General features: G+C 61.5%; 26 protein-coding genes, 3 tRNA genes and 1 pseudogene. 15 read left to right on the top strand and 15 right to left on the bottom strand.

From position 1 onward, the window contains the following. Positions 1-258: 258 nt before the first annotated feature. A complete protein-coding gene (locus tag OKW38_RS23205) occupies positions 259-930 on the bottom strand; it encodes a VTT domain-containing protein (RefSeq protein ID WP_187613216.1) in 672 nt (223 codons plus the stop codon). Positions 931-1,142: 212 nt separating this feature from the next. Between OKW38_RS23205 and OKW38_RS23200 the strand changes: the two genes are divergently transcribed. Together OKW38_RS23200 and OKW38_RS23195 are read left to right on the top strand one after the other, a co-directional pair. Continuing rightward, a complete protein-coding gene (locus OKW38_RS23200; RefSeq protein WP_184012527.1) occupies positions 1,143-1,484 on the top strand; it encodes a hypothetical protein in 342 nt (113 codons plus the stop codon). Positions 1,485-1,628: 144 nt separating this feature from the next. After that, the gene (locus OKW38_RS23195) at positions 1,629-2,087 is read left to right on the top strand and encodes a hypothetical protein (protein WP_429363201.1); all 459 of its coding nucleotides are present in this window, start codon (positions 1,629-1,631) and stop codon (positions 2,085-2,087) included. Positions 2,088-2,635: 548 nt separating this feature from the next. Here OKW38_RS23195 and OKW38_RS23190 read toward each other — a convergent pair. After that, positions 2,636-3,193: a hypothetical protein gene (locus tag OKW38_RS23190; protein WP_429363200.1), complete on the bottom strand. Its 558-nt coding sequence runs from the start codon at positions 3,191-3,193 to the stop codon at positions 2,636-2,638. Between the two features lie 633 nt (positions 3,194-3,826). Further along, positions 3,827-4,078 carry a hypothetical protein gene (locus tag OKW38_RS23185; RefSeq protein WP_429363198.1) on the bottom strand — a complete coding sequence of 84 codons (252 nt, stop codon included), beginning with the start codon at positions 4,076-4,078 and terminating at the stop codon, positions 3,827-3,829. Positions 4,079-4,742: 664 nt separating this feature from the next. Here OKW38_RS23185 and OKW38_RS23180 point away from each other — a divergent pair. Further along, complete coding sequence (locus OKW38_RS23180) at positions 4,743-4,892, top strand: hypothetical protein (protein WP_018421453.1); 150 nt, start codon at positions 4,743-4,745, stop codon at positions 4,890-4,892. A gap of 278 nt (positions 4,893-5,170) precedes the next feature. Then, the gene (locus OKW38_RS23175; protein ID WP_184023301.1) at positions 5,171-5,767 is read left to right on the top strand and encodes a chorismate mutase; all 597 of its coding nucleotides are present in this window, start codon (positions 5,171-5,173) and stop codon (positions 5,765-5,767) included. Positions 5,768-5,805: 38 nt separating this feature from the next. Here the strand turns inward: OKW38_RS23175 and OKW38_RS23170 are convergent, their stop codons facing one another. Beyond that, positions 5,806-6,960, bottom strand: a complete 1,155-nt coding sequence (locus tag OKW38_RS23170; protein ID WP_429363197.1) for an exonuclease domain-containing protein — start codon at positions 6,958-6,960, stop codon at positions 5,806-5,808. 328 nt (positions 6,961-7,288) lie between these two features. Further along, entirely contained in the window at positions 7,289-7,492 is a 204-nt protein-coding gene (locus OKW38_RS23165) for a cold-shock protein (RefSeq protein ID WP_090801445.1), read from the bottom strand. Positions 7,493-7,884: 392 nt separating this feature from the next. On the opposite strand from OKW38_RS23165, the gene OKW38_RS23160 reads away from it, so the two are divergent. Further along, a complete protein-coding gene (locus OKW38_RS23160; protein WP_090805424.1) occupies positions 7,885-8,133 on the top strand; it encodes a hypothetical protein in 249 nt (82 codons plus the stop codon). A 525-nt stretch (positions 8,134-8,658) separates the two neighbouring features. Further along, complete coding sequence (locus tag OKW38_RS23155; protein WP_090801447.1) at positions 8,659-9,828, top strand: porin; 1,170 nt, start codon at positions 8,659-8,661, stop codon at positions 9,826-9,828. A 134-nt stretch (positions 9,829-9,962) separates the two neighbouring features. Here the strand turns inward: OKW38_RS23155 and greB are convergent, their stop codons facing one another. Continuing rightward, complete coding sequence (gene greB / locus OKW38_RS23150) at positions 9,963-10,532, bottom strand: transcription elongation factor GreB (protein WP_429335170.1); 570 nt, start codon at positions 10,530-10,532, stop codon at positions 9,963-9,965. A gap of 123 nt (positions 10,533-10,655) precedes the next feature. Here greB and OKW38_RS23145 point away from each other — a divergent pair. Together OKW38_RS23145 and OKW38_RS23140 are read left to right on the top strand one after the other, a co-directional pair. Continuing rightward, positions 10,656-10,732, top strand: a tRNA-Arg gene (locus OKW38_RS23145). Between the two features lie 74 nt (positions 10,733-10,806). Next, positions 10,807-10,883 (top strand) — tRNA-Arg (locus tag OKW38_RS23140). Between the two features lie 74 nt (positions 10,884-10,957). Here the strand turns inward: OKW38_RS23140 and OKW38_RS23135 are convergent. From OKW38_RS23135 to OKW38_RS23115, 5 genes and pseudogenes are all read right to left on the bottom strand, one after another. Continuing rightward, positions 10,958-11,443 carry a phage protein NinX family protein gene (locus tag OKW38_RS23135; protein WP_090801449.1) on the bottom strand — a complete coding sequence of 162 codons (486 nt, stop codon included), beginning with the start codon at positions 11,441-11,443 and terminating at the stop codon, positions 10,958-10,960. Positions 11,444-11,566: 123 nt separating this feature from the next. Continuing rightward, the gene (locus OKW38_RS23130; RefSeq protein WP_090801451.1) at positions 11,567-13,927 is read right to left on the bottom strand and encodes a RelA/SpoT family protein; all 2,361 of its coding nucleotides are present in this window, start codon (positions 13,925-13,927) and stop codon (positions 11,567-11,569) included. Positions 13,928-14,025: 98 nt separating this feature from the next. Next, a complete protein-coding gene (rpoZ, locus tag OKW38_RS23125; RefSeq protein WP_008921215.1) occupies positions 14,026-14,229 on the bottom strand; it encodes a DNA-directed RNA polymerase subunit omega in 204 nt (67 codons plus the stop codon). A gap of 60 nt (positions 14,230-14,289) precedes the next feature. Beyond that, on the bottom strand, positions 14,290-14,973 hold the full coding sequence (gene gmk / locus OKW38_RS23120) for a guanylate kinase (protein WP_090801453.1): 684 nt from the start codon (positions 14,971-14,973) through the stop codon (positions 14,290-14,292). Positions 14,974-14,992: 19 nt separating this feature from the next. Further along, positions 14,993-15,917 (bottom strand): annotated as a pseudogene (locus OKW38_RS23115) (YicC/YloC family endoribonuclease). Between the two features lie 200 nt (positions 15,918-16,117). On the opposite strand from OKW38_RS23115, the gene rph reads away from it, so the two are divergent. The 6 genes from rph (at position 16,118) to OKW38_RS23085 (ending at position 20,380) form a co-directional block, all read left to right on the top strand. Further along, positions 16,118-16,855, top strand: a complete 738-nt coding sequence (gene rph, locus OKW38_RS23110; RefSeq protein WP_090801456.1) for a ribonuclease PH — start codon at positions 16,118-16,120, stop codon at positions 16,853-16,855. Next, a complete protein-coding gene (gene rdgB / locus OKW38_RS23105) occupies positions 16,852-17,514 on the top strand; it encodes an RdgB/HAM1 family non-canonical purine NTP pyrophosphatase (RefSeq protein ID WP_409258975.1) in 663 nt (220 codons plus the stop codon). The genes rph and rdgB overlap by 4 nt, the downstream gene beginning before the upstream one ends. Beyond that, positions 17,511-18,740, top strand: a complete 1,230-nt coding sequence (gene hemW, locus OKW38_RS23100; protein WP_429335171.1) for a radical SAM family heme chaperone HemW — start codon at positions 17,511-17,513, stop codon at positions 18,738-18,740. The genes rdgB and hemW overlap by 4 nt, the downstream gene beginning before the upstream one ends. Positions 18,741-18,795: 55 nt before the next feature. Then, positions 18,796-18,885: transfer RNA gene (locus OKW38_RS23095), tRNA-Ser, on the top strand. A gap of 287 nt (positions 18,886-19,172) precedes the next feature. Further along, the gene (locus OKW38_RS23090) at positions 19,173-19,949 is read left to right on the top strand and encodes a hypothetical protein (RefSeq protein WP_090801461.1); all 777 of its coding nucleotides are present in this window, start codon (positions 19,173-19,175) and stop codon (positions 19,947-19,949) included. 11 nt (positions 19,950-19,960) lie between these two features. Further along, the gene (locus OKW38_RS23085; RefSeq protein WP_090801462.1) at positions 19,961-20,380 is read left to right on the top strand and encodes a DUF4279 domain-containing protein; all 420 of its coding nucleotides are present in this window, start codon (positions 19,961-19,963) and stop codon (positions 20,378-20,380) included. A gap of 181 nt (positions 20,381-20,561) precedes the next feature. Here the strand turns inward: OKW38_RS23085 and OKW38_RS23080 are convergent, their stop codons facing one another. Further along, positions 20,562-20,801, bottom strand: coding sequence for a hypothetical protein (locus tag OKW38_RS23080; protein WP_222944933.1), 240 nt, complete (start codon positions 20,799-20,801; stop codon positions 20,562-20,564). A 71-nt stretch (positions 20,802-20,872) separates the two neighbouring features. Between OKW38_RS23080 and OKW38_RS23075 the strand changes: the two genes are divergently transcribed. After that, a complete protein-coding gene (locus OKW38_RS23075; protein ID WP_090805427.1) occupies positions 20,873-21,289 on the top strand; it encodes a DUF4279 domain-containing protein in 417 nt (138 codons plus the stop codon). Between the two features lie 146 nt (positions 21,290-21,435). Here the strand turns inward: OKW38_RS23075 and OKW38_RS23070 are convergent, their stop codons facing one another. The 3 genes from OKW38_RS23070 to OKW38_RS23060 form a co-directional block, all read right to left on the bottom strand. After that, complete coding sequence (locus tag OKW38_RS23070) at positions 21,436-21,840, bottom strand: RidA family protein (RefSeq protein WP_090801464.1); 405 nt, start codon at positions 21,838-21,840, stop codon at positions 21,436-21,438. 82 nt (positions 21,841-21,922) lie between these two features. Continuing rightward, on the bottom strand, positions 21,923-22,153 hold the full coding sequence (locus OKW38_RS23065; protein WP_090805429.1) for a hypothetical protein: 231 nt from the start codon (positions 22,151-22,153) through the stop codon (positions 21,923-21,925). A gap of 214 nt (positions 22,154-22,367) precedes the next feature. Then, complete coding sequence (locus OKW38_RS23060; protein WP_090801465.1) at positions 22,368-23,588, bottom strand: Bcr/CflA family multidrug efflux MFS transporter; 1,221 nt, start codon at positions 23,586-23,588, stop codon at positions 22,368-22,370. Positions 23,589-23,791: the final 203 nt, after the last annotated feature.

Here is a 23,791-nt window from a genome sequence, read left to right as displayed (position 1 = left end):
GCGTCGCAGCGATCGCGTGGCGCAGGCCGTCCCGCAGGCGTGCACCGAGGTAGGGAATGCGGCGCAGCAGGTTGGCGAGACCGAAGACCACGTACGTCGCGATGGTGCCAAACGCAACTGGCACCAGCACGGGGCGGCCGACATACAGTCCCCACCCGGGCAGTGTGGCGAGCACGGCCGCACATGTGCATTTCAGCAGGCCCGGGTTCATGCGTTTCCTCGCGAGCAGCGCTGCCTGGCGGGTTGTGGGCCGCCGCGTCAGTCGCAGGGGGACTTTTCGTCGGGTAGCGTCGGGTCGGCGGTGCGGCGCTTGCGCCGTCCTCGCCACAGCAGGCTGACGACGAGCGCGACGACACCCGCGCCGATCACGATCGCCATCGCAGCCGGCAGGTGCGAGCGGACCCACGGCACGTTGCCGAAAAAATACCCGGGACCCGCAAGTGAGCATATCCAGATCACCGCGCCGCCGGTCGCGAAGCGCACGAAGCGGCGAAACGGCATCTTCGTCGCGCCGGCGAGCGCGGGCGCGACCGCCCGGACGATTGCGATGAACGGAGAGTACAGCAGCAGCGCGGCGCCGTGACGTACGTAGAGCGCGCGCGTTCGCGCAGTCACCTTGTCGATCCAGCCGCTGCGCTTCGGGTTCCATACCGACGCGACGGCACGTGCCAGCGCATAGTTGAACACTTTTCCTGCAACCGCGGCCGCGACCAGCAACGGCGCGAGCCACACAGGCTGCAGCACGCCGACGGCAGCGAGCGCGCCGGACAGGAACAGGAGCATGTCCGCGGGCAGAATGACGAGCGGCAGTACGCCGACACTGCAGAAGACGATCGCCCCGAGGATTGCGTAGGCCAACGGCCCATGCCGGACCAGCAGCGCTTCGAGGTCCTGGTCCAGTTGCAAGACGAATTGCACGAACGTGGCCATGTGTGCCGGCTACGTGTCCGTTGGTGGAGGGGGAAGTATAGCGGCAAGCGCGCGGCAGTCCCGCGCTTCGGCGAAGCGCTCTACAACTCGCTGGCCGAACCGAGACAGCTGATGGTGGTGAGGCGGCTGAACATAACGACCGGATGGGCCGCGTCGACGAAACCTGGTGGCGGGAGGCGATCGGCTTCCTGCTCACGCCTTCGCATTGAAATATGAAAGCACGCTCCGTCCCGTCGAGCTGGAAACGCTTCTATGTCCTCGATGCGAAGAGCAGGCCTGTCGAGGTGTTCGACCGCGGCGAGTGGTCGCGCTGGATGACTGAGAACGAACTGATCTTCCGCCGCACGCTGCTGGACGAATCCGGCGTGACGGTCACGACCCGCTTCCGCGGTGTGTCCGAACCGAAAACCGGGGAGGTTTCGCTGTTCGTGACGCGCATCGCCGGAATGGAAGCGCGAGACAACACGAGCTACGGAGCACGTACGCTCGATGAGGCGCTGGAGCAGCATGAGCGCATCGTGCAGAAAATCCTCCGGATGCTGACCGCGCGGTGATCGCCACAGCGCGACGATTCTCCGCGAGACGCAAATGCCACAGAAGGCGCAAGGGCGTGTAGATTAGGATCTTGTTGCGACCCACCACTGTGTCTTCGAATCGGTCGCCATCCGAACCAGTCCTGAAGTTGCACAGGAGCCGGCATGAACACGAAGCACAGCAAGAAAGGGCATCTCGAAGCCGCGGCGTCACACCACGAGCAGGCCGCGCGACATCACCGCGAGGCGTCGCGGCATTTCGATGACGGTCAAGACCTTGCCCACGCCGCACATCAGGCGATGATGGCCCATGGCCACACGTTGCATGCGATCGATCAGGCACACGACGCTGGCGCGCACAGCGCCAATACGCCATCAATAACGCCTCCATCGACCGGCTTAGGCGCAAGTGCCGCGGACGTGGCAAAACATCATGCGGCGGCCGTGGAGCTTCACATGCAGGCGGCGCAGCATATGCGCCACGCCGTCAAGCTCTTCGATCAGGATCGTAGCGCGGCATCCCACGACGCACAGCTAGCGCTCTCCCTTGCACTGCGCGCTTTGTCCCATGGCAACGAAGCAGCCAGACTATTTGTCAAGCTCGCTGCCAGTGGTGCATCGTGAGTTAAGGCCGGTTGAATTCAAGCCAGTCACGTCTTATTTGGTGGAGTATTCGGAGTGGTGCGGTATCCGCTTATACCGATTCTTGAGCGCACCGAAAGGCCTGCCGCAAAGATCCGCGCATTGATAGGTATGGCGCAATCCAGCGCGCCACTCGCGACCAGGCCTTTCGCTCCGCTCAGGTGAAGCCGGTAAGGAAAGGTGCTCAACCGGCGTAGCGCTGAAACTGGCTCGTTCAACTACACTTCGTCGCCTGAGCGGACGGGCAAGGAGGAACGCGCTGGTCATCTGGGAACGAGCTGTAGATGCGGTGCTGTACGCGCTTAAACCGCGACCGCTAAAAGAGCCGCTGATGGATGTTGGATTCGCTCGTTGACAATGAGATCAGGACTCAACTCTTGTTTGTTGAACGACCCAAACTGGGCCGAAACCAGAAGTTCCTCTCCCTGCTCGCGCGAGGCCACGCAAGTACTAGTGCATGGTATGCGTGACGTGGAAATAGATTTCAGGCGCCTCATCGCGCCCCGTCCTGCGCTTCGCGGTCCGACGCATCAATGCACGCATATGCGACGCACGTACGAGATTTGCCGAAACCGCCACATTGGCATCGCGGAGCGCAGTGGCCAGTTCGTGCGCAAATATGCGTTGAAACACCGCCAGCGCTCCTTCATTTCCTCTACCACCCGTTGCGAATAGCCAGCGGGCGAGTCACGACAACCATTTGCGGTATCGCGCTCGAAAAACTCATCCGCTATCCGCTGCGCCGCCGTTTGCCAGTTATCCCGATTCGCCGGTTCACCAGCCTCGGTGGGTAGTTTCGCATCGCACACTGGGAGCGCCATTTCGTCGGGCAAGTCATCCCAGATGTCCCGCCACGCCTGCAACACGATCCGTAGCACACCGAACGTGGTCAGCCCGACATCGCCGTCGTTATAGAGGAAGCAGTACACGCACAACGTCGGCCAGCACACCAGCACGATCACACCGAAAGTCACGCGCGACAGCCGGCTCAGCACTCTCGCGCACAGCGAAAACAGAAACAGAAAGGCAAACCATTCGGCGCTGATCGACCACGACACGAAGTTCCAGCTCGCTTCGCGACGAAACATCGGCCGACGAACACCAGAAACGTCACCAGATACAGCGGATACACGCGCGCAAACCGCTTGACGATAAACGATCGATAGTCGACCCAGCCGAACGCGGTCGCTCGCGAAGGAAGATCCGTATAGGCAAGGATGAAGCCGCGCAGCATGAAAAAGATGTCAACGCCCCAGACCCAGTTATCGATGAGTTGCACAATGCCCAGTGGCAGCCCCCTTCGTTGTCGGCAAAGTGATGAACGACGGCGAGCAACGCCGCGAACGCACGCGGTCCAGTCAGGCCGTAGATCTTTCCCATTGAATTGCCCGGCGATCACGCAAGTGAGCACGACGCAGCGCCAGGTAAAAGAGGTGCGGCCACGCGATGCGCGGCTCCCAGCGGCAAATAGTGTTGATGCAACGATGTTGCGAGACAGGCCTACCCTCCTCGCGCAGCCGGCCTTCGGTATCGGCTGTTTGCAGACTGATGCGGGTGTGGTTGCCGGTTCACCCGACAACGGGTGAGAGGCCGACGGCAGCCCGGCAATTGCATCGTATAAGTTCGCCGCAACGCGGTGTGTGCGCTAACACCCCACTTGATCGGTAAGGTCTCGAGGGTGCGCCGACGAGTCGCTTCGGGCCTGATACAGCCGTTTGCGGTCAGCGTTGCGCCGCGTCCGGCGCGATGTCGTGGCGCAACGCATGGCCAGCCTGGTCGGGAACGTGGAGCGGGTCGTACGACCGTGGCATCGCGAGGTTGCGCGCAACGACGGTATCGGCCTGTGCGCTCGGCTGCTGGCGTGGCGCGCCGTATGCGGCTATCGCTTGCGCGGGTGCCGACGCGAACCACAAGATCCTGCCGGTGCATTCCAGGCCAACCTGACGTCCGTTCCAGTAGACAGCGCTTTCCATCGCGACCTCTCCCGAACATGAAGAACGTCATCATCCGCGCTGCGCCTCGCGTGTCCGTCTGCCAGCGCACGTCGAGCCATCAGTAGTCGCTTCAATCATAGGTGGCCCGGTGCGCTGCGCATGACTTGTCACCAAATGAGGTCCTTTTGTCACGGCAATGCGGGAATGTGTTTGCCAACCCCTGTCAGTCAGTTGATTAATGACCAAATCTTTAAATAGTGTTTTGCGCGGTCAACGCGATGGGGAATGGGTCGTTTACAAAGAATTAGACTGCAAGTTATGCAATCGGCAAATTGCGTACGTTCAGTTCAGGAAAAGCGAAAAACCTGTCGATGCGGCAATGCACAAGTTTGTCACGTTTTAGTCATGCAATAACGTTAGATGCAGCGCGGCGAAAATATCGATCGGTCGTGCTGAAACATAGGCTGGCAAGGCTCGATAGGGACCGGCAGAAGGAGCGGGAAAGAGATGATTTCGCGCTGGCAATTAAGCGGATCAAACAGACCGCGAAACGCAGGCAATAGTCAGACGATAAATTTTATTCAATCCCTCCGCTGGTGTGTCGGCTTGTGCCGTTAAAGCAACAGAGTGTGTATGACTCGCATCGGACACTGGTGCGATGCAGGGAACGAGGCCGATAATCGATTCGCAAAGGAGAAAGATCATGGATGCCAAACCACCGAAGATTCCGACCCCGGACAAAGTTCTTTACCCGGATCCGGAACCTGTGGCCGTCGAGTTTTTGGGAGCCGAGCTGCCCGAGCATGTTCGCGCTTTCTTTGACGAACAACGCAAGTCGTGCGATCCGAAGTAACGGTTCCTTGGGGCGGCGCAGCATTCGCTCTCGTCGATTTCACGCGCAGCGAATACTCGCGTCCTCATTACGCGTCCGACATCTCCGTCATGACGTTGGATCAGTTCGCCTGAGCACAGCAGTTGCACTGGGCCACGCGGCTCGAGCGTGTACGCGCGTCCTTCTCTCGCCCACTTCGCCGCGACGATCCGTGTGAATCGACCCGGTGCTCGCAGGTTGCGGCGCATCATTTATTCTTCTGGTTTTTCCGTCAACGGCCGCCCGGCCATGTCCACCTCATGAACCATTTGCATCGCTTCGGCGCGTCATGCGCGCTCGTCATCGCCGCCGCCTTCGCCTTCTCGCCCGCCCCCGCCCTCGCCGACGGTGACGACACCGCGCTCACGAGCCTGATCGCGCTGGTTTCGCAGCGCCTTGCACTCGCGGAACCGGTCGCACGCTGGAAGTGGGCGAACCACCAGCCGATCACCGATACGCCGCGTGAAAACGCGCTGCTCGCCGAGGTGGAAAAGCGCGCCGCGGCGGCAAACGTCGACCCGGCGTTCGCCCGCGCGTTCTTCCAGGATCAGATCGATGCGAGCAAAGACGTGCAGAACGCGCTCTTCGCGAACTGGCGTCGCACCCAGCCACCGCAAGGTCCCGCACCCGATCTCGCAACCAGCACCCGACCGCAGCTCGACAAGCTGACACAGTCGTTGATGGCGAGTCTGGCGCGCGTGCAGCCGCTGCGCGCGGCGGACGATTGTCCGTCGCGGGTCGCGCAATCGCTGGCTAACTGGAAGGCGCTGACGCGCTATGACTCTGCGCATTCGAGCGCGTTGACGCACGCACTAGGTCACGTGTGCGAGACGGGCGGAGTCGGCGCCACCGGCTGATTCCGGTAACGCCACGGCGCGCGCACGTCGCATAAGCGTCACGCGACGATGCTCGACTCAGGGCTATCACGCGACACGCTCAACGGCATCACGCGCAGGCCTCGCGCCAGATGGCTTTGCAGGATACGGTACGTCGAGAGTTCGAACGAGAACGACCCAGCCAGCGTCGACGCATGCAGCTGCGCCGCCGCGACGAGCGAGGACGCGTGTCCGAGGTAGCGCCAGCGATCGACCACGTGGAAGATACCCTGCGCGTCCTCACGCTCCTCGAACACGATGGGCCCCTCGAACGGCCACGGCGCGTTCGCGGGATCGCTCTTCGTCACGCGCGGCAAGCGGTTGTGGCCCGGCCGCAGCGTTGCGATCCACTGCGCCTCCGCGAGCATCGCGCCGAGTTCTCCGCCGGTCGCGTGCCATTCGACGCGTCGCACGAGCTGCGCTAGCCGCATATCCTTCGACGAACGCCGCTCGCCAGTCAGATGCGAGCGCAGCCGCTGACGCACGCGCACGCTGCGACCGACATACAGCGGCGCATCGTCTTCGCCATAAAACGCATACACGCCACAGCCAGCCGGCGCGGTGTCGAGCAAATCTTCGGTGATGTCGCCCGCGAGCCGGTAGCGACGCGTCGTGCGCTCGATCTGCGCGCGCAGCGCTTCCAGCGGCACGAGCGTCGGCAGACGCTGCCAGAACTGCCAGATCAGATCGGCGTCGGCGAGCGCGCGGTGGCGGTCGGACGGCACCAGCGCATGGCGTTCGACCAGCGCATCTAGACCGTGGCGCTTTTCGCCGGGAAACAGCGCGCGCGACAGCCGCACCGTGCACAGCACGTCCGGATCGAACGCGATTCCCGCGCGACGAAATTCGCTGCGTAAAAATCCGCGATCGAAACTCGCGTTGTGCGCGACGAACAGCTTGCCGTTCAAACGCTCGAACAACGCGGGCGCGATCGACTCGAACGTCGGTGCGCCGCGCACCATGTCGTTCGTGATGCCGGTCAGCTGTTGGATGAACGACGGAATCGGCTGCTGCGGGTCGATCAGGCTGCTCCAGCGCGAGACGCCGGCCAGCCCGACTTCGACGACGCCAACCTCAGTAATGCGGTGCTCGCTCGTGGAGCCGCCGGTCGTTTCGAGATCTACGAAAACGATGGGTGAGTCGAGTGCCGGTTCCGGCGAAAGCAGTTCAGACATGGGACAAGGGATTCCGGCATGAATTTGCGGGAAGTATGCACCAGTTGGACGTTGCGCATCCAGACAGCGCCGCGTGCGCAGCTGGAAGCTGCGTCGGCATGGGCCGTCGATTTTGCGCTGAAATCCCGCAGACGCTTAAACCAGACCATTAATCCAGACGTAGTCAATTCGCTTCGATGGATTATCTTCCGACAAAAACGCGTATTGTTGAACCACGCAGTTACCGAAGATCCGACCTGGAGACATCTAGATAAAAATAAAAACCCTCGCGCGACGGCGAGGGTTTTTCGCTCCCGACTGCGCGGGCGGCGCGCCCAGCCCAGCGCATTTACAGCGGCTGAATGTTGGCCGCCTGCTTGCCCTTCGGGCTGGTCTTGACTTCAAAAGACACGCGCTGATTTTCCTTCAACGACTTGAAGCCCTCGCTGCGGATCTCCGAAAAGTGCGCGAACAGATCCTCGCCACCCACGTCCGACGTGATGAAGCCAAAACCCTTAGCATCGTTGAACCATTTGACGATACCAGTTTCCATCTGCTGTTTTCCCTCTGTGATTTATCCAAAAGCGGGCGTTGCCCTTGAATCGATCCAACCCCGATTCAATTGCCTATATCTGGTCAAGGCAGAAACAGCCAATCAAATTCGGCTTTGCCGTTATACGGGGAACAGAGAATGACCGTCAAGTAAACTTTTCATATGCGTTTAGCGTATAAAAAGGTAAGGCTTCAAACTACAGGGATATAGGTCGGCGCGTCAAATTTACCTGAACGAAAATAATCCGAGTCCGCAAACGGGAAAATTTGCGAAAATATGCAATACAAATGTAACAAAGTCTATCTTTGCGTAAGTGTTTGTCCGACTTGTTGCGGCGCCGCCTCACTCGCATGATGGAAGTCAGTTGTAGCGATGCGCTTCAGGAGGTTGCCATGCTGTCCAAGGAAATTCACCGTCTCTTCACCTGGCTCACTCATTCGCACGCAAAGGTCATATCAGACCAGCCCGCACAGATCGGGGATTCATGCACCGTTTTCGACTTCGATCCGATGTGGCACGGAGACCACTGGCAGAACCTGCTCTCCTCGCCAATGGATGCGCGCCGTTATGTGATGGAAGACTGGAGCGTGCCCGCGCAGGCGGACTGGGACGACGCGGAAGGTACTGCGCCCGCTCATTAGAGACATTCGCGAAACTCGTCCGCCATAAAAAAAGCGCGACTGGAAGGTCGCGCTGACAAAGGTTTGGAGATCTTTTTCGTCAACGAAAAAGTCTGCTTCGAAAAGCAGAAATAAGAGTATAGCGGTCATATGCAAGTTCGATTATTCACATAATTAACAATCGTCTATTGCCGCCACAACAACAATCGTTTTCCCGCATTTCTTCCCGTTGTTTTTCCGCATCGTTCGGTGTCGCGAATCAGCAACGCGCTTTAGGAAAATTCAGACGCCGAATCCGCCCAGTCGACGCAAAGCCTTTATCCATAAGGCTTGAATGGCGATTAGCGATCGTTTCTCGTCGCGTAATACTTTATTGCGCGAATCGGAACGCCAACTCCCGGAAGTGTCTCTCTAAACTCTGCCTAATCGGAAACCGGCGCGGATGTGGTCAACGCGCTTCTCACGCGGATTCCGCTTCTCGCAGCGCTCGCGTGAAGGTCTCCTAAGCCAGGGTTTTATACCTCTCTCGCTCTTGGAGTTATATCAATGAAGAAGACACTCATGGTCGCTGCCCTGTCGGGCGTTTTCGTAACGGCAGCGCACGCGCAAAGTAGCGTCACCCTGTATGGCCTGATCGACGCCGGAATCACTTATACGAACAACCAGCATCCGAATCCGAGTAGTAACCAGCACGGCGCCAACGTGGCGATGACGAGCGGCTCGGTGAACGGCAGCCGTTTCGGCCTGCGTGGCGCTGAAGATCTGGGCGGCGGTCTGAAGGCCATCTTCACGTTGGAGAACGGCTTCGGCATCAATGACGGCACGCTCAAGCAGAACAGCCGTCTGTTCGGCCGTCAGGCCTTCGTCGGTCTGTCGAGCGACCAGTTCGGTGCCGTGACCCTCGGCCGTCAATACGACAGCATGGTCGACTACGTCGGCCCGCTGGCACTGACCGGCACGCAGTACGGCGGCACGCAGTTCGCGCACCCGTTCGACAACGACAACTTGAACAACTCGTTCCGTATCAACAATTCGGCCAAATTCCAGAGCGCGAACTACGGCGGCTTCAAGTTTGGCGGCTTGTACGGCTTCTCGAACCAGGCTGCCGGCTTCGCCAACAACCGCGCTTACAGTGCGGGCGCGTCGTATAACTGGGGCGGCCTGAACGTTGCCGCTGCGTACATGCAACTGAACAGCAATGGCGCGAACAGCGCAGCCGCTGCGTTCAACTCGGGTGGCGCGGTGTCGGGCGACAACACGTTCTTCGCTCAGCGTCAGCAAACGTGGGGCGCAGGCGCCAACTACGCGTTCGGCCCGGCAACGGTCGGCCTCGTGTACTCGCAGACGAACCTGCATGGCTTGGCAGGTATCAGCGCGGCCGCATCGGGCATAACGAGCGGCATCGGCTTCCCGACCAACAGCGCTCAGTTCCAGAACTTTGAAGCCAACGCCCGTTACGCGCTGACGCCGGCAATCAGCATCGCTGGCGCGTACACGTACACCCGCGCCAACCTGTCGAGCTCGCACGTGCACTGGAACCAGGTCAACCTGCAAACCGCGTACGCATTGTCCAAGCGTACCGACGTGTATCTGCAAGGCGTGTATCAGGCAGCAAACGAAGACTCGATCGTTAACGCCTACATCAATGGCGTGGGCGGTGCTTCGGGCAACAACAAGCAAGTCGCTGTGACCGCAGGTCTGCGTCACCGCTTCTAAGCACTGCGCAAGGACTGGCAGTAGAGAAGGCGCCGTTCGCGGCGCCTTTTTTTATGTCCGTGCCGACGTGGGTTTTTGCCGCTTTGTGCGCAGGCCTGCGTGCGTGCACGTGAGCCCACGTCCTCGCCAGAGGCCTAGCGGCCGCTATCAGGCAGCGGATACTTGACGTCGAGAATGTCGATCGACTGCGGACCGGCCGGCGTGAACAGCGTGACCGTATCGCCGACTTTAGCCTTTAGCAGCGCACGCGCAATGGGCGAAATCCAGCTTACGTGCCCGATGTCCAGGTCGACCTCGTCGACACCGACGATCGTCACCTGATGCTCTTCGCCGTCCTCGGTCGCATAGTCGACCCTCGCGCCGAAAAACACCTGGTCGACGTTTTCCTGCCGGCTGCTATCGACGACCTCGGCTAGATCGAGCCGCTTGGTCAGAAAACGGATGCGCCGGTCGATTTCCCGCAGACGGCGTTTGCCGTAGATGTAGTCGCCATTCTCCGAGCGGTCGCCGTTCGACGCCGCCCACGACACGAGCTTGACAACCTCGGGCCTCTCGACATCGATCAGATGCAGCAATTCATCACGCATACGCCGATGACCGGCGGGAGTCATGTAATTTTTGGTGCCTGCGGGCACGTCGGGCTGGGCGATGTCGAGATCGTCATCGTTGTCTTCGCTCGACTCTTTGACAAAGGCCTTGTTCATAATCATCCATTAACAGCAACTAGCAACAATCTCATAAAAGGTTACACGATCGGGCCGGGGACACAAATCGCCGTGATGGGCTTCCGTTTTTCAGATCTGTTGGCTATAATCTCGTTTCTGTGTGCGGCTGTAGCTCAGTTGGATAGAGTACTTGGCTACGAACCAAGGGGTCGTGGGTTCGAATCCTGCCAGCCGCGCCACCTTATTCGAGAGCGCCCTTACAGGGAGCTCTCAGGTTTCATCAGTTTTTATAGTAAGCATCACCGTTTTGCGTGCGGCTGTAGCTCAGTTGGATAGAGTACTTGGCTACGAACCAAGGGGTCGTGGGTTCGAATCCTGCCAGCCGCACCACCTGTGAAGGGCCTTCCAACCGGAAGGCCCTTTGTTTTTTCTGGCGCACCATGCCGTGCCCGTGCGCCAGCAACTCATCGCGGCGGCGACTGGATATCCCCAATTTGCCCATCCGGGTGCGGCAAGTCCTCGACGACCCCGCCCACCGTTTGCTCGCTGATCGTGTCGGTCCGCATGCCGGTCAGTGCTTGGCGCTCGCGCAGCACGTCGTCGACGGTATCGCCGAAACGGCTCACGACAAACGCCCGCAGCAAAGCAATGCGCAGCGAGTCGCCCATTCCCTCCGAGGCTCGCTGCCCGCCCTTGAACTCAGCGACGCATACCGCCCCTTTATCGCTCTGCTCGCGCACGTCGAGCCGCATCGCGCGCTCGAGCACAACGGCAGCCGCCTCCCATGATGCGGAAGGCGTGAAACGCCCGTCCCACGGACGACCACGATCGTTGCCGCGGATCGCAACAGTCTCGCCACTATCGGTAAAGTAGATTTCGCGCACGAAGTCGTGCAGGCTGCGCGCCACCCAGTAATCGAGCGCCACGTCAGCGAGGTCGGACACGTTCATCTGCGTTCCCCCTGGAGTTCAGGTGAGACCAGCCTTGAGTTGTATCCTGAGCCGCCGCACGAAAGATGCCTGACTGGCGTGAAGCGCCAGTCCAAGCCGCGCCGACGCCCAGCCGGAAGCCGTTCAGTAATCCGCGCGCTCGCGGTCGATGCGCATGCCGCCGTCGTGGCGGTGATGCCCCTCTTCGCTCGGCCGCTCACGCGTGATGCGCATCACATCGGGATTCGTGCGCACGCGCCGCATCACATTGGCCAGATGCACCCGGTCGCTGACCTGGATCACGAAGCGCAGAATCGTGGATTCCTGCGACAGATCTTCGTCCATCGCGATATGGACGATGTTCGCGTCCGCCGATGTGATGTCGGCCGCTACGCGGGCGAACACGCCCTTGGTGTTCTTGACCAGTACCTTGACCGCGACATCGAACAGCCGCCCCGGCTGCGGCGCCCACGCGACGTCGATCCAGCGGCCCGGATCGCGCCGGTGGATACGCTGCGCGACGCGGCAGTCGGTGGTATGAATCGCCATGCCGAGACCGATGCCGATATAGCCCATGATGTCGTCGCCCGGAATCGGACGGCAACACGCGGACAGCTGCACCGACATGCCCTCGGTACCGGTGATGACGACCGGCGGCGCGTGCGGCGTCGAACCGGACTCGGAGCGCGAGCCGTCGTCGTCGGCGTCGCGCCCGCTCATCAGCACTTCGATGCGCTTGGCCATCACCGCGGCGACTCGCCGGCCGAGACCGATGTCCGCGAAAATTTCCTGACGGTTCTTGTTGCCCGTCCACTGCACGAGCTTTTCCCACGCCTCCGGCGTCACGTCCGATAGCGCAAGGCCATAGCCCTTCAACGCCTGATCGACGAGACGCTCGCCGAGCTGCACCGACTCGTTCAGACGCATCGTCTTCAGATAATGACGGATCGCCGAGCGCGCCTTGCCGCTGCGCACGAAGCCGAGCCATGCGGGGTTCGGCTTCGAATACGGCGCCGTGATGACTTCGACGATGTCGCCGCTCTTCAGCTCGGTACGCAACGGCAACAGCTCGTTGTTGATCTTCACCGCGACGCACTGGTTGCCGAGGTCGCTGTGGATCGAGTACGCGAAGTCGAGCGCGGTGGCGCCGCGCGGCAGCGCCATGATCTTCGACTTCGGCGTGAACACGTAGACCGCATCCGGGAACAGGTCGATCTTCACGTGCTCGAGGAATTCGCTCGAATCGCCCGCTTCGCTCTGAATGTCGAGCAGCGACTTCAGCCACTGGTGCGCACGCTTCTGCACGTCGTTCAGATCCGCGCTGCCGTTCTTGTACAGCCAGTGCGCGGCAACGCCCGCCTCGGCGATCTCGTGCATCTTGCGTGTGCGCACCTGAAACTCGATCGGTGCGCCGAACGGGCCGACGAGCGTGGTGTGCAGCGACTGATAGCCGTTCACCTTCGGGATCGCGATGTAATCCTTGAACTTGCCCGGAACAGGCTTGAAAAGCGCATGCAACGCGCCGATGCAGGTATAACACTCGAGCGCGCTCTCGACGACCACGCGAAAACCATACACGTCGAGCACCTGCGAAAACGACAGCTGCTTGTCGCGCATCTTCTTGTAAATGCTGAAGATGGTTTTCTCGCGACCGGTGACTTCGGCGTCGAGCTTCGCGTCCGCAATCGCGCGCTGCACCGATTCGAGAATCTTGCCGACCACCTCGCGACGATTGCCGCGCGCCGCCTTCACGGCTTTTTCGAGTGTCGCGTAACGGTGCGGGTTGAAGTTCGCGAAACTCAGGTCCTGCAGCTCGCGATAGGTATTATTCAGGCCGAGCCGGTGAGCGATCGGCGCGTAAATGTCTAGCGTTTCGCGCGCGACACGGCGACGTTTCTCCGACGGCACCGCGCCGAGCGTGCGCATGTTGTGCAGCCGGTCGGCGAGCTTCACGAGGATTACGCGCACGTCGCGCGCCATCGCGAGCAGCATCTTGCGGAAATTCTCCGCTTGCGCTTCCTCGCGATTGCGAAACTCCATCTTGTCCAGCTTGGACAACCCGTCGACCAGTTCCGCGACCTTCGCGCCGAAGCGCTCGGCGAGCTCTGCCTTGGTCACGCCCTGGTCTTCCATCACGTCGTGCAGCAGCGCCGCCATGATCGCCTGGGCGTCGAGATTCCAGCCCGCGCAGATTTCCGCGACGGCGACCGGATGCGTGATGTAGGGCTCGCCGCTCTGGCGATACTGGCCGAGGTGGGCTTCGTCGCTGAAGTGGAACGCCGCCTTGATGTCCTTGATCTCTTCCGGCTGCAGATAGCCGGACAGCGCAGACGTCAGATTGGCGATGGAGACGACATCATGCCGGCGCGGCTGCTCCGGCGTGGCGGTCGGCCCGAACAGATGGCGAAACGATTGCTCGAGGACCGCGTCGATGTACTTGCGTGCAGAGGACGGCGAGTCGGTGTCGTGCTCCGCTTCCGTGGCGGTGGGCGGGGTAGCACTCATGGTCGCCTCCGGTAGCGGTCAGGGTTGGACGCAGTTCTGCACGTTGAGCAATCCGGTGTGGCGAATACCGGCAAGTCGAAAACGAAAATCCTTGCGCCTTAGACCGGCACCTTCTTCAGCATTTCGACGCCGACCTGACCCGATGCGATTTCACGCAGCGCGAGGACGGTGGGCTTGTCGCGGCTTTCGATTTTCGGCGTGTGGCCTTGAGCGAGCTGACGCGCGCGATAGGTTGCGGCAAGCGCGAGTTCGAAACGGTTCGGGATCTGTTTGAGGCAGTCTTCGACGGTAATGCGGGCCATGTTGGGTTCCTTCTCAGTATGTTGCTTATTCTACCTTATGTGCTTGACACCACGCCGCGCTCACGCGTGCGGCAGGTGGATGCCGAGCTGCATGAAAAGCTGCGTGTGACGCGCGTACTGCGACGCGAAGCGCGAGCGCGTCGCGCCGACGAGGCACTGCAACTCCGCCAGCGCGCGATCGAAGTTCTCGTTGATCACGACGTACTCCGCTTCGGCCGCGTGCGCGATCTCGCCGCCCGCCGCGAGCAAGCGTCGCGTGATTACGTTCGGCTCGTCCTGGCCGCGCTTTTTCAGACGCTCTTCGAGCGCTTCGAGCGACGGCGGCAGAATGAAAATCTCCACCGCGTTGTTGAATTGCTTCTTCACCTGCTGCGCACCCTGCCAGTCGATTTCGAGCAGCACGTCATGGCCGTTTTTCATCTGCTCCTCGATCCACACGCGCGACGTGCCGTAATAGTTGCCGTGCACTTCCGCGCTTTCGAGAAACTCGCCCGCGTCGTGACGCTGCATGAAATCTTCGACGCTCGTGAAGTGATAGTGCTCGCCGTCCTGCTCCTTCGGACGCGGCGGGCGCGTCGTGTAGGAGATCGACAGACGGATCGCGTCGTCGCTCGCGAGCAGCGCGTTCACGAGCGTCGACTTGCCCGCGCCTGACGGCGCGACGACCATGAACAGGTTGCCGGGATACGCGCCGGCGTACGAATGGCGCGCCGCGCCGGTTTCGCGTGGATGGTGGTCGGTCATGATGTGTGGTGCTCCAGCCTTATTCGAGATTCTGTACCTGCTCGCGCATCTGTTCGATCAAGAGCTTCAGCGTCATCGACGAATCCGCGAGTTCCTTCGCCACCGCCTTCGAACCGAGCGTGTTCGCTTCGCGGTTCAGCTCCTGCATCATGAAGTCGAGCCGCTTGCCGACCTTGCCGCCCTTCTCGATCACGTGACGCGTTTCGTTCAGGTGCGCGGTGAGGCGCGACAGCTCTTCGGCGATGTCGATGCGAATGCCGTACATCGTCACTTCCTGGCGAATCCGCTCGTTGATCTCTTCGCGCGATACGATCGTCACGGCCGCATCCGGCGCGGCGATGCCGAGCGCTTCCTGCAGACGCTCGACGATTTTCTGCTGATGTCGCGCAATCAGCTCGGGCACGAGCGGGGTGATCTTCACGACGATCGTCTCCATTTCGGTGACGTTGGCGAGCAGCATCGTCGCGAGTTGCGCGCCCTTCGCGCGCGCGCACGTCGATCAGGTCCGCGATCGCCTGCTTGCCGCATCCGAGCACCGCATCGCGCAGCGTCTCGGGCGCGATGCCGCTTTCGGCGAGCACGCCCGGCCAGCGCAGAATTTCGCCGGTGCGCAGACGGCCGGCTTCAGGAAACGTGCCGAGCACCGTGCGTTCCAGCTGCGCGAGTTGCGCGAGCGCGTCGCGGTTGATCGCGCCCGCGTTCGCCGACTGCTCGCTGCGCTGCAGATTCACGCGAATGTCGACCTTGCCGCGCGACAGCTTGTTCATCAGCATCTCGCGCAGCGTCGGTTCGACGACGCGCACGTCTTCCGGCATGCGGAAGTTCAGATCGAGAAAGCGCGAGTTCACCGTGCGCAATTCGACCGACACGCTGACGCCACCCGTGCCCGAGGCTGCCACGAGTTCGCGCGTGGCGCTCGCATAGCCAGTCATGCTGTAGATCATCGTATTTCTCGCGATTGGGGCCATGCGGTAGACGATGGCCTGAGAAGCGGATCGCCCGGCGTGTACGAGACGCGGGGCGGGGAATCGGCATTATCCCATTTTTGTCGCAGCCATCCGTATGGGCAACCGCCCTATCCGATCGGCGGTAAAATTAGGGTTTTTCCTCCGCCCTCCTCCAGCCCATCCCGACCCATTCCGACATGAGCAACGACACCCAACGCCCCAGCGGCCGCCAGCCCCACCAGTTGCGCGACGTGCGCATCACGCGTCACTACACGAAGCATGCGGAGGGCTCGGTGCTGGTCGAATTCGGCGACACCAAGGTGATCTGCACCGCGAGCGTCAGCGAGAGCGTACCGCCGTTTCTGCGCGATCGCGGCCAGGGCTGGCTCACCGCCGAATACGGCATGCTGCCGCGCGCCACCCATACCCGCAGCGACCGTGAAGCCGCGCGCGGCAAACAAACCGGCCGCACGCAGGAAATCCAGCGGCTGATCGGCCGCGCGCTGCGCTCGGTGTTCGATCTCGAGAAGCTCGGCGCGCGCACGCTCAATCTCGACTGCGACGTGATCCAGGCCGATGGCGGCACACGCACCGCGAGCATTACGGGCGCGTTCGTCGCCGCGCATGATGCGGTCGCCAGATTGCTTGCCACGGGCCGCATCGAAAGCTCGCCGATCCTGGATTACGTCGCCGCGATTTCGGTCGGCGTGTACGACGGCGTGCCGGTGCTCGACCTCGACTACGACGAAGACTCGCAGTGCGACACCGACATGAACGTCGTAATGACGGGGGCGGGCGGCTTCGTCGAAATTCAGGGTACCGCGGAAGGCGTGCCGTTCTCGCGCGAAGAAATGAATGCGCTGCTCGATCTCGCGAGCGACGGCATCAGCACGCTGATCGCGAAGCAGAAAGAGGCGCTGGGAGTGCAGCAGTGAATGAGGTTCGTCAGGACGGTGGCGGGAACAATGCTCACGGCGTAACGTCGGGAATGCCGCTGAAAAAGGTCGTGCTCGCGTCGAACAACGCGGGCAAGCTGCGCGAATTTGCGGCGCTGCTCGGCGCGGCCGGCATCGAGTTGATCGCGCAAGGCGAACTCAACGTGCCGGAAGCGGAAGAACCGCATCCCACCTTCGTTGAAAACGCGCTGACGAAGGCCCGTCACGCTGCGCGGCTCACCGGCCTGCCCGCGCTCGCCGACGACTCGGGCCTTTGCGTGCGCGCGCTGCGCGGCGCGCCGGGCGTCTACTCGGCCCGCTTCGCGCAACTCGCCGGCGGCGAGAAAAGCGACGCGGCGAACAACGCGCGCCTCGTCGACGAACTGCGGGACGTGAGCGACCGCCGCGGCTATTACTACTGCGTGCTCGCACTCGTGCGTCACGCGGACGATCCCGAGCCGCTGATCGCCGAAGGCCGCTGGCATGGCGAAATCCTGGACGCGCCGCGCGGCGAGCATGGCTTCGGTTACGACCCGTACTTCTATCTGCCGTCGCTGAACGCGAGCGCCGCCGAACTTGAGCCGGCGGTCAAGAACGCGAGCAGCCATCGCGCGATCGCGCTGCGGCAACTGCTCGCGCGTCTGTCGGAGGAAGCGTGATTCCGATCCGATCGACGCCGGCGGACATCGGCAAGGGTGTCGTCAGTGCGTTCACGTCGCCGGGCAGCATCCGTTTGACGTCGCTGCCGCCACTTGCGCTGTACGTGCATTTCCCGTGGTGCGTGCGCAAGTGCCCCTACTGCGACTTCAATTCGCACGAGTGGAAAGGCGAGACGTTCCCGGAGAACGACTACCTCGACGCGTTGCGCGCCGACCTGGAAATGGCCTTGCCACTGATCTGGGGCCGCCAGGTGCATACGGTGTTCATCGGCGGCGGCACGCCTAGTTTGCTGTCGGCGGCGGGGCTCGATCGCATGCTGTCGGATATTCGCGCGCTGCTGCCGCTCGACGCCGACGCGGAAATCACGCTCGAAGCGAACCCCGGCACGTTCGAAGCCGACAAGTTCGCGCAGTTTCGCGCGAGCGGCGTGAACCGGCTGTCGGTGGGCATCCAGAGTTTCAACGAAACGCATCTGAAGGCGCTCGGCCGCATTCACGACGCGGCGCAGGCACGCCACGCGGTCGAAGTCGCCGCGACCACGTTCGACAACTTCAACCTCGACCTGATGTTCGCGCTGCCCAGGCAAACGCTCGCCGAATGTCAGGCCGACGTGGAAACGGCGTTGTCGTTTGCCCCGCCGCATCTGTCGCTGTATCACCTGACGCTCGAACCGAACACGCTATTCGCCAAGTTTCCGCCCGCGTTGCCCGACGACGACGCGTCCGCAGACATGCAGGACTGGATTCATCAACGCACCGCCGAGGCCGGCTACGGGCGCTACGAGGTGTCCGCGTATGCGCAGCCGCATCGGCAGAGCAAACACAATCTGAACTACTGGCGCTTCGGCGACTATCTCGGCATCGGCGCGGGCGCGCATACGAAGCTGTCGTTTCCTAATCGCATCGTGCGCCAAGCGCGCTACAAACATCCGACCACGTTCATCGAGCAGGCCAGGGCTGGTGCAAGCGTGCAGGAAGAGCATGAGGTCGGGCCGCGCGATCTGCCGTTCGAGTTCATGCTGAACGCGCTGCGCCTGGTAGAAGGATTTCCGGTGCATCGGTTCATCGAGCGCACGGGCCTGTCGATCACGACGATCGAGCCGGCGTTGCAGGAAGCGGAACAGCGCAAGCTGATCACACGCGACCACGAACGGATCGCGCCGACGCCGCTTGGGCAGGCGTTCCTGAACGACTTGCAGGCGCTGTTTCTGAAAGATCCGCAGTGATGGCGGGTCACCTAGACTCGGCAGCGAAGTCTTTTCAGGTTACAATTTGCGGCTTGGAGGTGTGGCCGAGTGGTTTAAGGCACCGGTCTTGAAAACCGGCGAAGGAGCAATCCTTCCGTGAGTTCGAATCTCACCGCCTCCGCCAGGCTTTCAAGAAAAACCCCGTAAGTTCAGTGACTTACGGGGTTTTTGTTTTTCTGGCCCGAGGTGGAGCAGTTCTCCGCTCTGATAGACCAGCGGTACGGTCGCTGCCCGCGAGCATCCGCGCTACGGGCGCGAAAAGCCGCAATGTTCGTGCGGGCGCTTTTTTCCGTTTCGTCGAGAGCCGTCGAGATTTTGGGCGGTCGCCCATGTACGGACTGCCTGTCGCACAGTAATTATCTGACTGCTGTCAACTCCGGCAGCGACTTCAGATAGACCATCGACACACCCATGTCCCTGTCCGTATTTGAAATGCACTCCGTGGAGCTGTTCTGCCAGCGGCCACCGGGTGCCTGTTATGTCATCTGCGACGAATGGCACTATAAGGCGTGCCTCGGCAAGGCCGCAGACCTTCAGAGGGCTAGGGCGGAGACCCGGGAATTTCTTGCTATCGCCGCACTGAATCGCAGGAAGTGGGAGGAGGACCGGAAACTGATTAGGAATCTCATTGGCAGTCACTGGCTGTTTTTTCATGATGTACGGGACCGCAACCCTGATACCGATGGCTGGTGGGTGATCGTTGCTCTTCTCGAAGAGATTCGCCGGGGCAAACTGCTTGCCGTTAAAGGTCCGCGTAATGGCCTGTTTCCGTCACCGTACAGCAGCACGCCGTTAATGAATCCCATAGCGAGGACAGGCAGTCACCCGGACGGCGAACCCATTTTGTCCGTCCAGTATGATCCGGCCACCTGGCAAACCCGGTTGAACGCTGCGCGGGCAGCCAGGGCTGGCGATAGAGGCTCATCAACGCTGCTCGGCGACGCGCAGCCGTTTGAGTATGTGCCTGATGCGTTGAGCGGCGATGTGGTTGAACTCGCCGAGAGCACGAACAACCCAAACTACGCGGCGAAGATGCTGGGGTATGACCGCAAGACCTTCGGCAGGATGATCCATATGATGAAAGAAGACAATCGAATGCGCGGGGACGACAACGTTATTTGGCACGACGATGGGAATGTCGAGTTCAGAGGCGCGATCATCGACAACATGCATAGCTGGGCACCCTGAGAGAAACAGAGATGGCACCCGAACACAAACTCGCCCACGCAGCGTTCACGATCTATCAGGACACCGAGCCGCCCGAATTCTGGACGAACTATTTTGGCGTATCACCATCTCGCGCGGGAGCCAAAGGGCAGCCCAGGTTAATGCCGTCCGGCATGATGAGCAGCATTCCTTGGCGGCAAGGCACATGGATCGTTTCGAGCGCGGAGGCAATAATGAGCGACGATCTGACGCCTCATCTTCGCTATCTGGTGGGCCACCTCGGGCTACCCCGTGCCGATTTGCGAGAACTCATCGAGCGCACTTGCGCGCAGATGCGCTTCTTCTGCTATTGGGACAACGAGAGCGGCGACCGCGTGCCTGACGTGCCCGACGATATTCGCACCATGATGGAAGCCATGGGCGGCACGGTCGAGATCGATGAATATCGATAGAGCCTCGCTCGAATGCACAAGCCGATGCTCGGGAATTGGCTTTTTTTGCAACCCTGCAAGGCACAGCGCGAGTGTTATGGGCCGCACTTCTGAATTAATCCTCTATGCTGCAAACAGGCACGGCCCACACTTCCATCATCGGCCGGCGCTGTTCCATCAAATCGGTGCGGTGATAAGCCGCCTAAATCTTGTTCGACACGGTATGGGCAAGCGCCCGCTCGGCAAGGTCGCGCGCATAGCCCTGTTCGCTGGCCCAATCGCGGGAGCTTGAACGGAAGCCGTGCAATGTCGCCGTGCGCCCCGGCGTGTTGCTGTTCGCCTTCACAGGCTGCGCAATTGTCGATTTTGGTCTCTTCGAGGATGCGCTCGCGGATTGCGGGCGCTGCGCGCGCAGCCAGGGCTGGCAATAGAGGCGCGTCAACGCTGCTCGGCGACGAATCTAGAAAAACATCATCGGCAATATGCAGGACTATGCAAACTGATCTTCATACGATGAACGCACATCAACTCGCACATGCATCATTTTCGATAGCCGGGGATGATTTAGATCCCGAAGTCTGGACCCGATATTTCAGCGTTACACCGGATACGGCGATAGTCAAAGGGGAGCGGTTTATGACTCCGTCGGGGCGACTGAGCAGCGTTCCGGGGCGTACCGGCGTATGGGGGGTGAGAAGCAAAGCCGCCGTTCGTAGCGACTCCCTGGAACCGCATCTCCGCTATCTTATTGATCGCCTGAACTTGCCGCGAGATGACTTGCGCCAGCTACTCGCAGACAAGGGCGCACAGATGCGTTTCTTCTGTTATTGGGACAACGAGAGCGGCGACCGCGTGCCTGATGTGCCCGACGATATTCGCACCATGATGGAAACCATGGGCGGCACCGCTGAGATCGATGAATATCGATAGAGCCTCGCTCGAATTCACAAGCCGATCCTCGCGAGTCGGCTTTTTTGTGCGACCTTGTAAGGCACAGCGCGAGTGTTATGGGCCGCACTTCTGAATTAATCCTCTATGTCGCAAACATGCACGGCCCCCGTACCCACCATCACGACCTAAACCACCGCCACCGCCTCAACCTCGATCTTGAACCCATAGTGCAACTGCGGCACCGGCACGACCGCGCGCGCCGGCCTTGCCTCGCCGGCCCACCCCGCATAGATCTGATTGAAGCTCGCCCAATGTTCGACATCGACGACATACACGCGCACCTGCACCAGTTGCGCGACGCTGCTGCCGACGCTTTCGAGCGCCGCCTTCACATTGGCCAGAACCTGTTCGGCCTGCGCGTCGAACGACGCATCGGCGAGCTTTTCGCCTTGCGCGTTGATCGGCAACTGCCCGGACACGAAGACGAAGCCATTCGCGACCGCGACATGACTGTAGTGGCCGCCGGGTTTCGCCAGCGCGGCCGGATTGTCGGTGTGGGGCAAACGTGAGGCGTGCGTGCTATCGGTCATCGACCACTCCAGAAGTGAAAATCTCGGAGCGATTCATCGCCGTGCTTCATTCAGCACGAACCCGCGCACGACGCATCACGCATCACGCGTCCGCCATCTCGAGCTTTTCGCGCGCATCCGCGCAACGACGATTCAGATCGCGATGCATCAACTGGCTATCGAGCAGAGCCGATACATCCGTCAACCCGTGATCAAAGCGCAAGACGTATTCGATGTCGGTGTAATCGTAATAAGCGCCGCTGTCGGCCAGCCGTTGCGCTTCGGCGAATGCCGCAAATTGCCGTTCGCCGTTCATCAGGTCTTTGATCGCCATGAGTGCCGCTCCGAGGAACAGTGACTTCATCATAGCAATGCAAACCGCAACGCACGGTGGTGCGCGCGCAACACCAGGTGTTTTCCGGAGACGCGTCCGATGAACTCACGCGTCGGCCGATGCCCACAGCCGCAATAGCACGATCGCCATCCGGTTTTCACGCCGTTTTCACAGCGCTCGCGCAGCGCTCACCCTCGATATCCGAACAACACGCTCACACAGCCGCAACCGGCGACTTCGTCCCGTGCCAACGCATCACGAGCATGCGTCCGACAAAGCACAGACAGCCCGCCACGCCGACCACGATACCCATGCCCTTCGGCGTGCCGTCCTGCCACAGTCCGACCGCGAGGCTCGACAGTGCGCCGAGCGCGAGCTGCACCGCGCCGAACACGGCCGCCGCGGCGCCCGCGTTGGCGGGATAGCGATGCATCAGATCGGTCGTGCAGTTGGCGGACAACACGCCCACCACGCTGACGACAAAGAACAGCCCGAACACGATCGACCATAAGCCGCCCCACCCCGTCAGCGACACGACGGACACGAACAGCGACGCGACGAAGCTCACGGTCGCCGCGAACGAGATGATCGGCACCGGCCCGAGCCGGCCGACGAGCCGCGTGTTCAGGTAATTGCCGAACATGATGCCGACGATGTTCAGCGCGAACAGGAATCCATAGTGCTGCGCGGACACGTGGAAATACTCGATGTATACGAACGGCGTCGCCGTGATGTACGCGAACATCGACGCGAACGCCATGCCGCCGCACAACATGTGTCCCCACGCGACCGGATCGCGCAGCAGCGTGCCATACGCGCCGAACGACTTCAGCAGCGCCGACTGCGCGCGCATCTCGCGCGGCCACGTCTCCGGCACCTTCAGGAATGCGGTCACCGCGCACACGGAACCGAACAGCGTCAGCGCGACGAACACGGCGCGCCAGCCGCCCAGCAGCAGCAACTGTCCGCCGATCAGCGGCGCGAGCAGTGGACCGATCGCCGTGACGATCGCGATCATCGACAGGACGCGCGCCGCGTCGCCCGGCTCGTGCGCGTCGCGCGCGATCGCGCGAGCCAGCACCGACGCCGCGCCCGCGCCCAACGCCTGCACGAAGCGGAAACCCACCAGCGAGCCGATCGAGACCGACAACGAGCAGGCGATGCTCGCGAGCGCATACATGATGATGCCGCCAAGCAGGATCGGCCGACGGCCATAGGTATCGGACAGCGGACCGTACAGCAGCATGCCGATCGAAAAGCCGAACATGAAGCTCGTGAGCGTCGATTGCGCGGCGCCCGTGCCGACCGCGAAGGCCTGCGCGATGGTCGGCAGGCTCGGCAGATACATGTCGATGGAAATCGGCCCGCACGCGGCCAGCGCGCCGAGCAACAGGATCAGCCGGCCATCGGGCCGGCGTCTGACGACGTGAGACATGGGAAATCCGGATGGAACGCCGCGCCGGCATCGGCTGCGGAACGGGTGAAGCGGGAACGGCCATCAGTTGACCGGCTCGATTGTACGCGACGGTTAATCCGCTGACGGCGCTCGTGGCCCGCTGCGTGGACGTTGCGCGACAGCGCCGCGCGGCGCGGCGCAATCAGCCTCGATCGGTTAAGCTGCCGCCAGCATGCCCAACG

It is taken from the genome of Paraburkholderia sp. MM5496-R1 (assembly GCF_050436205.1).
GTDB lineage: Bacteria > Pseudomonadota > Gammaproteobacteria > Burkholderiales > Burkholderiaceae > Paraburkholderia > Paraburkholderia tuberum.
Note: the sequence above shows the minus strand (reverse complement) of the source record. Positions and strands in the feature narration are given on the sequence as shown.

Bases quoted from the DNA above. Each gene is read 5' to 3' on its own strand.
- OKW38_RS23200 (WP_184012527.1), top strand. From the start codon at position 1,143: ATGAAAGCACGCTCCGTCCCGTCGAGCTGGAAACGCTTCTATGTCCTC.
- gmk (WP_090801453.1), bottom strand. From the start codon at position 14,973: ATGACCGACCACCATCCACGCGAAACCGGCGCGGCGCGCCATTCGTAC.
- OKW38_RS23185 (WP_429363198.1), bottom strand. From the start codon at position 4,078: ATGGAAAGCGCTGTCTACTGGAACGGACGTCAGGTTGGCCTGGAATGC.
- OKW38_RS23170 (WP_429363197.1), bottom strand. From the start codon at position 6,960: ATGTCTGAACTGCTTTCGCCGGAACCGGCACTCGACTCACCCATCGTT.
- OKW38_RS23205 (WP_187613216.1), bottom strand. From the start codon at position 930: ATGGCCACGTTCGTGCAATTCGTCTTGCAACTGGACCAGGACCTCGAA.
- OKW38_RS23135 (WP_090801449.1), bottom strand. From the start codon at position 11,443: ATGAACGTGTCCGACCTCGCTGACGTGGCGCTCGATTACTGGGTGGCG.
- OKW38_RS23060 (WP_090801465.1), bottom strand. From the start codon at position 23,588: ATGTCTCACGTCGTCAGACGCCGGCCCGATGGCCGGCTGATCCTGTTG.
- OKW38_RS23070 (WP_090801464.1), bottom strand. From the start codon at position 21,840: ATGACCGATAGCACGCACGCCTCACGTTTGCCCCACACCGACAATCCG.
- OKW38_RS23155 (WP_090801447.1), top strand. From the start codon at position 8,659: ATGAAGAAGACACTCATGGTCGCTGCCCTGTCGGGCGTTTTCGTAACG.
- greB (WP_429335170.1), bottom strand. From the start codon at position 10,532: ATGAACAAGGCCTTTGTCAAAGAGTCGAGCGAAGACAACGATGACGAT.
- OKW38_RS23175 (WP_184023301.1), top strand. From the start codon at position 5,171: ATGAACCATTTGCATCGCTTCGGCGCGTCATGCGCGCTCGTCATCGCC.
- OKW38_RS23195 (WP_429363201.1), top strand. From the start codon at position 1,629: ATGAACACGAAGCACAGCAAGAAAGGGCATCTCGAAGCCGCGGCGTCA.
- OKW38_RS23160 (WP_090805424.1), top strand. From the start codon at position 7,885: ATGCTGTCCAAGGAAATTCACCGTCTCTTCACCTGGCTCACTCATTCG.
- OKW38_RS23085 (WP_090801462.1), top strand. From the start codon at position 19,961: ATGGCACCCGAACACAAACTCGCCCACGCAGCGTTCACGATCTATCAG.
- OKW38_RS23180 (WP_018421453.1), top strand. From the start codon at position 4,743: ATGGATGCCAAACCACCGAAGATTCCGACCCCGGACAAAGTTCTTTAC.
- OKW38_RS23065 (WP_090805429.1), bottom strand. From the start codon at position 22,153: ATGGCGATCAAAGACCTGATGAACGGCGAACGGCAATTTGCGGCATTC.
- rpoZ (WP_008921215.1), bottom strand. From the start codon at position 14,229: ATGGCCCGCATTACCGTCGAAGACTGCCTCAAACAGATCCCGAACCGT.
- OKW38_RS23165 (WP_090801445.1), bottom strand. From the start codon at position 7,492: ATGGAAACTGGTATCGTCAAATGGTTCAACGATGCTAAGGGTTTTGGC.
- OKW38_RS23190 (WP_429363200.1), bottom strand. From the start codon at position 3,193: ATGTTTCGTCGCGAAGCGAGCTGGAACTTCGTGTCGTGGTCGATCAGC.
- OKW38_RS23130 (WP_090801451.1), bottom strand. From the start codon at position 13,927: ATGAGTGCTACCCCGCCCACCGCCACGGAAGCGGAGCACGACACCGAC.
- OKW38_RS23090 (WP_090801461.1), top strand. From the start codon at position 19,173: ATGTCCCTGTCCGTATTTGAAATGCACTCCGTGGAGCTGTTCTGCCAG.
- rph (WP_090801456.1), top strand. From the start codon at position 16,118: ATGAGCAACGACACCCAACGCCCCAGCGGCCGCCAGCCCCACCAGTTG.
- OKW38_RS23075 (WP_090805427.1), top strand. From the start codon at position 20,873: ATGAACGCACATCAACTCGCACATGCATCATTTTCGATAGCCGGGGAT.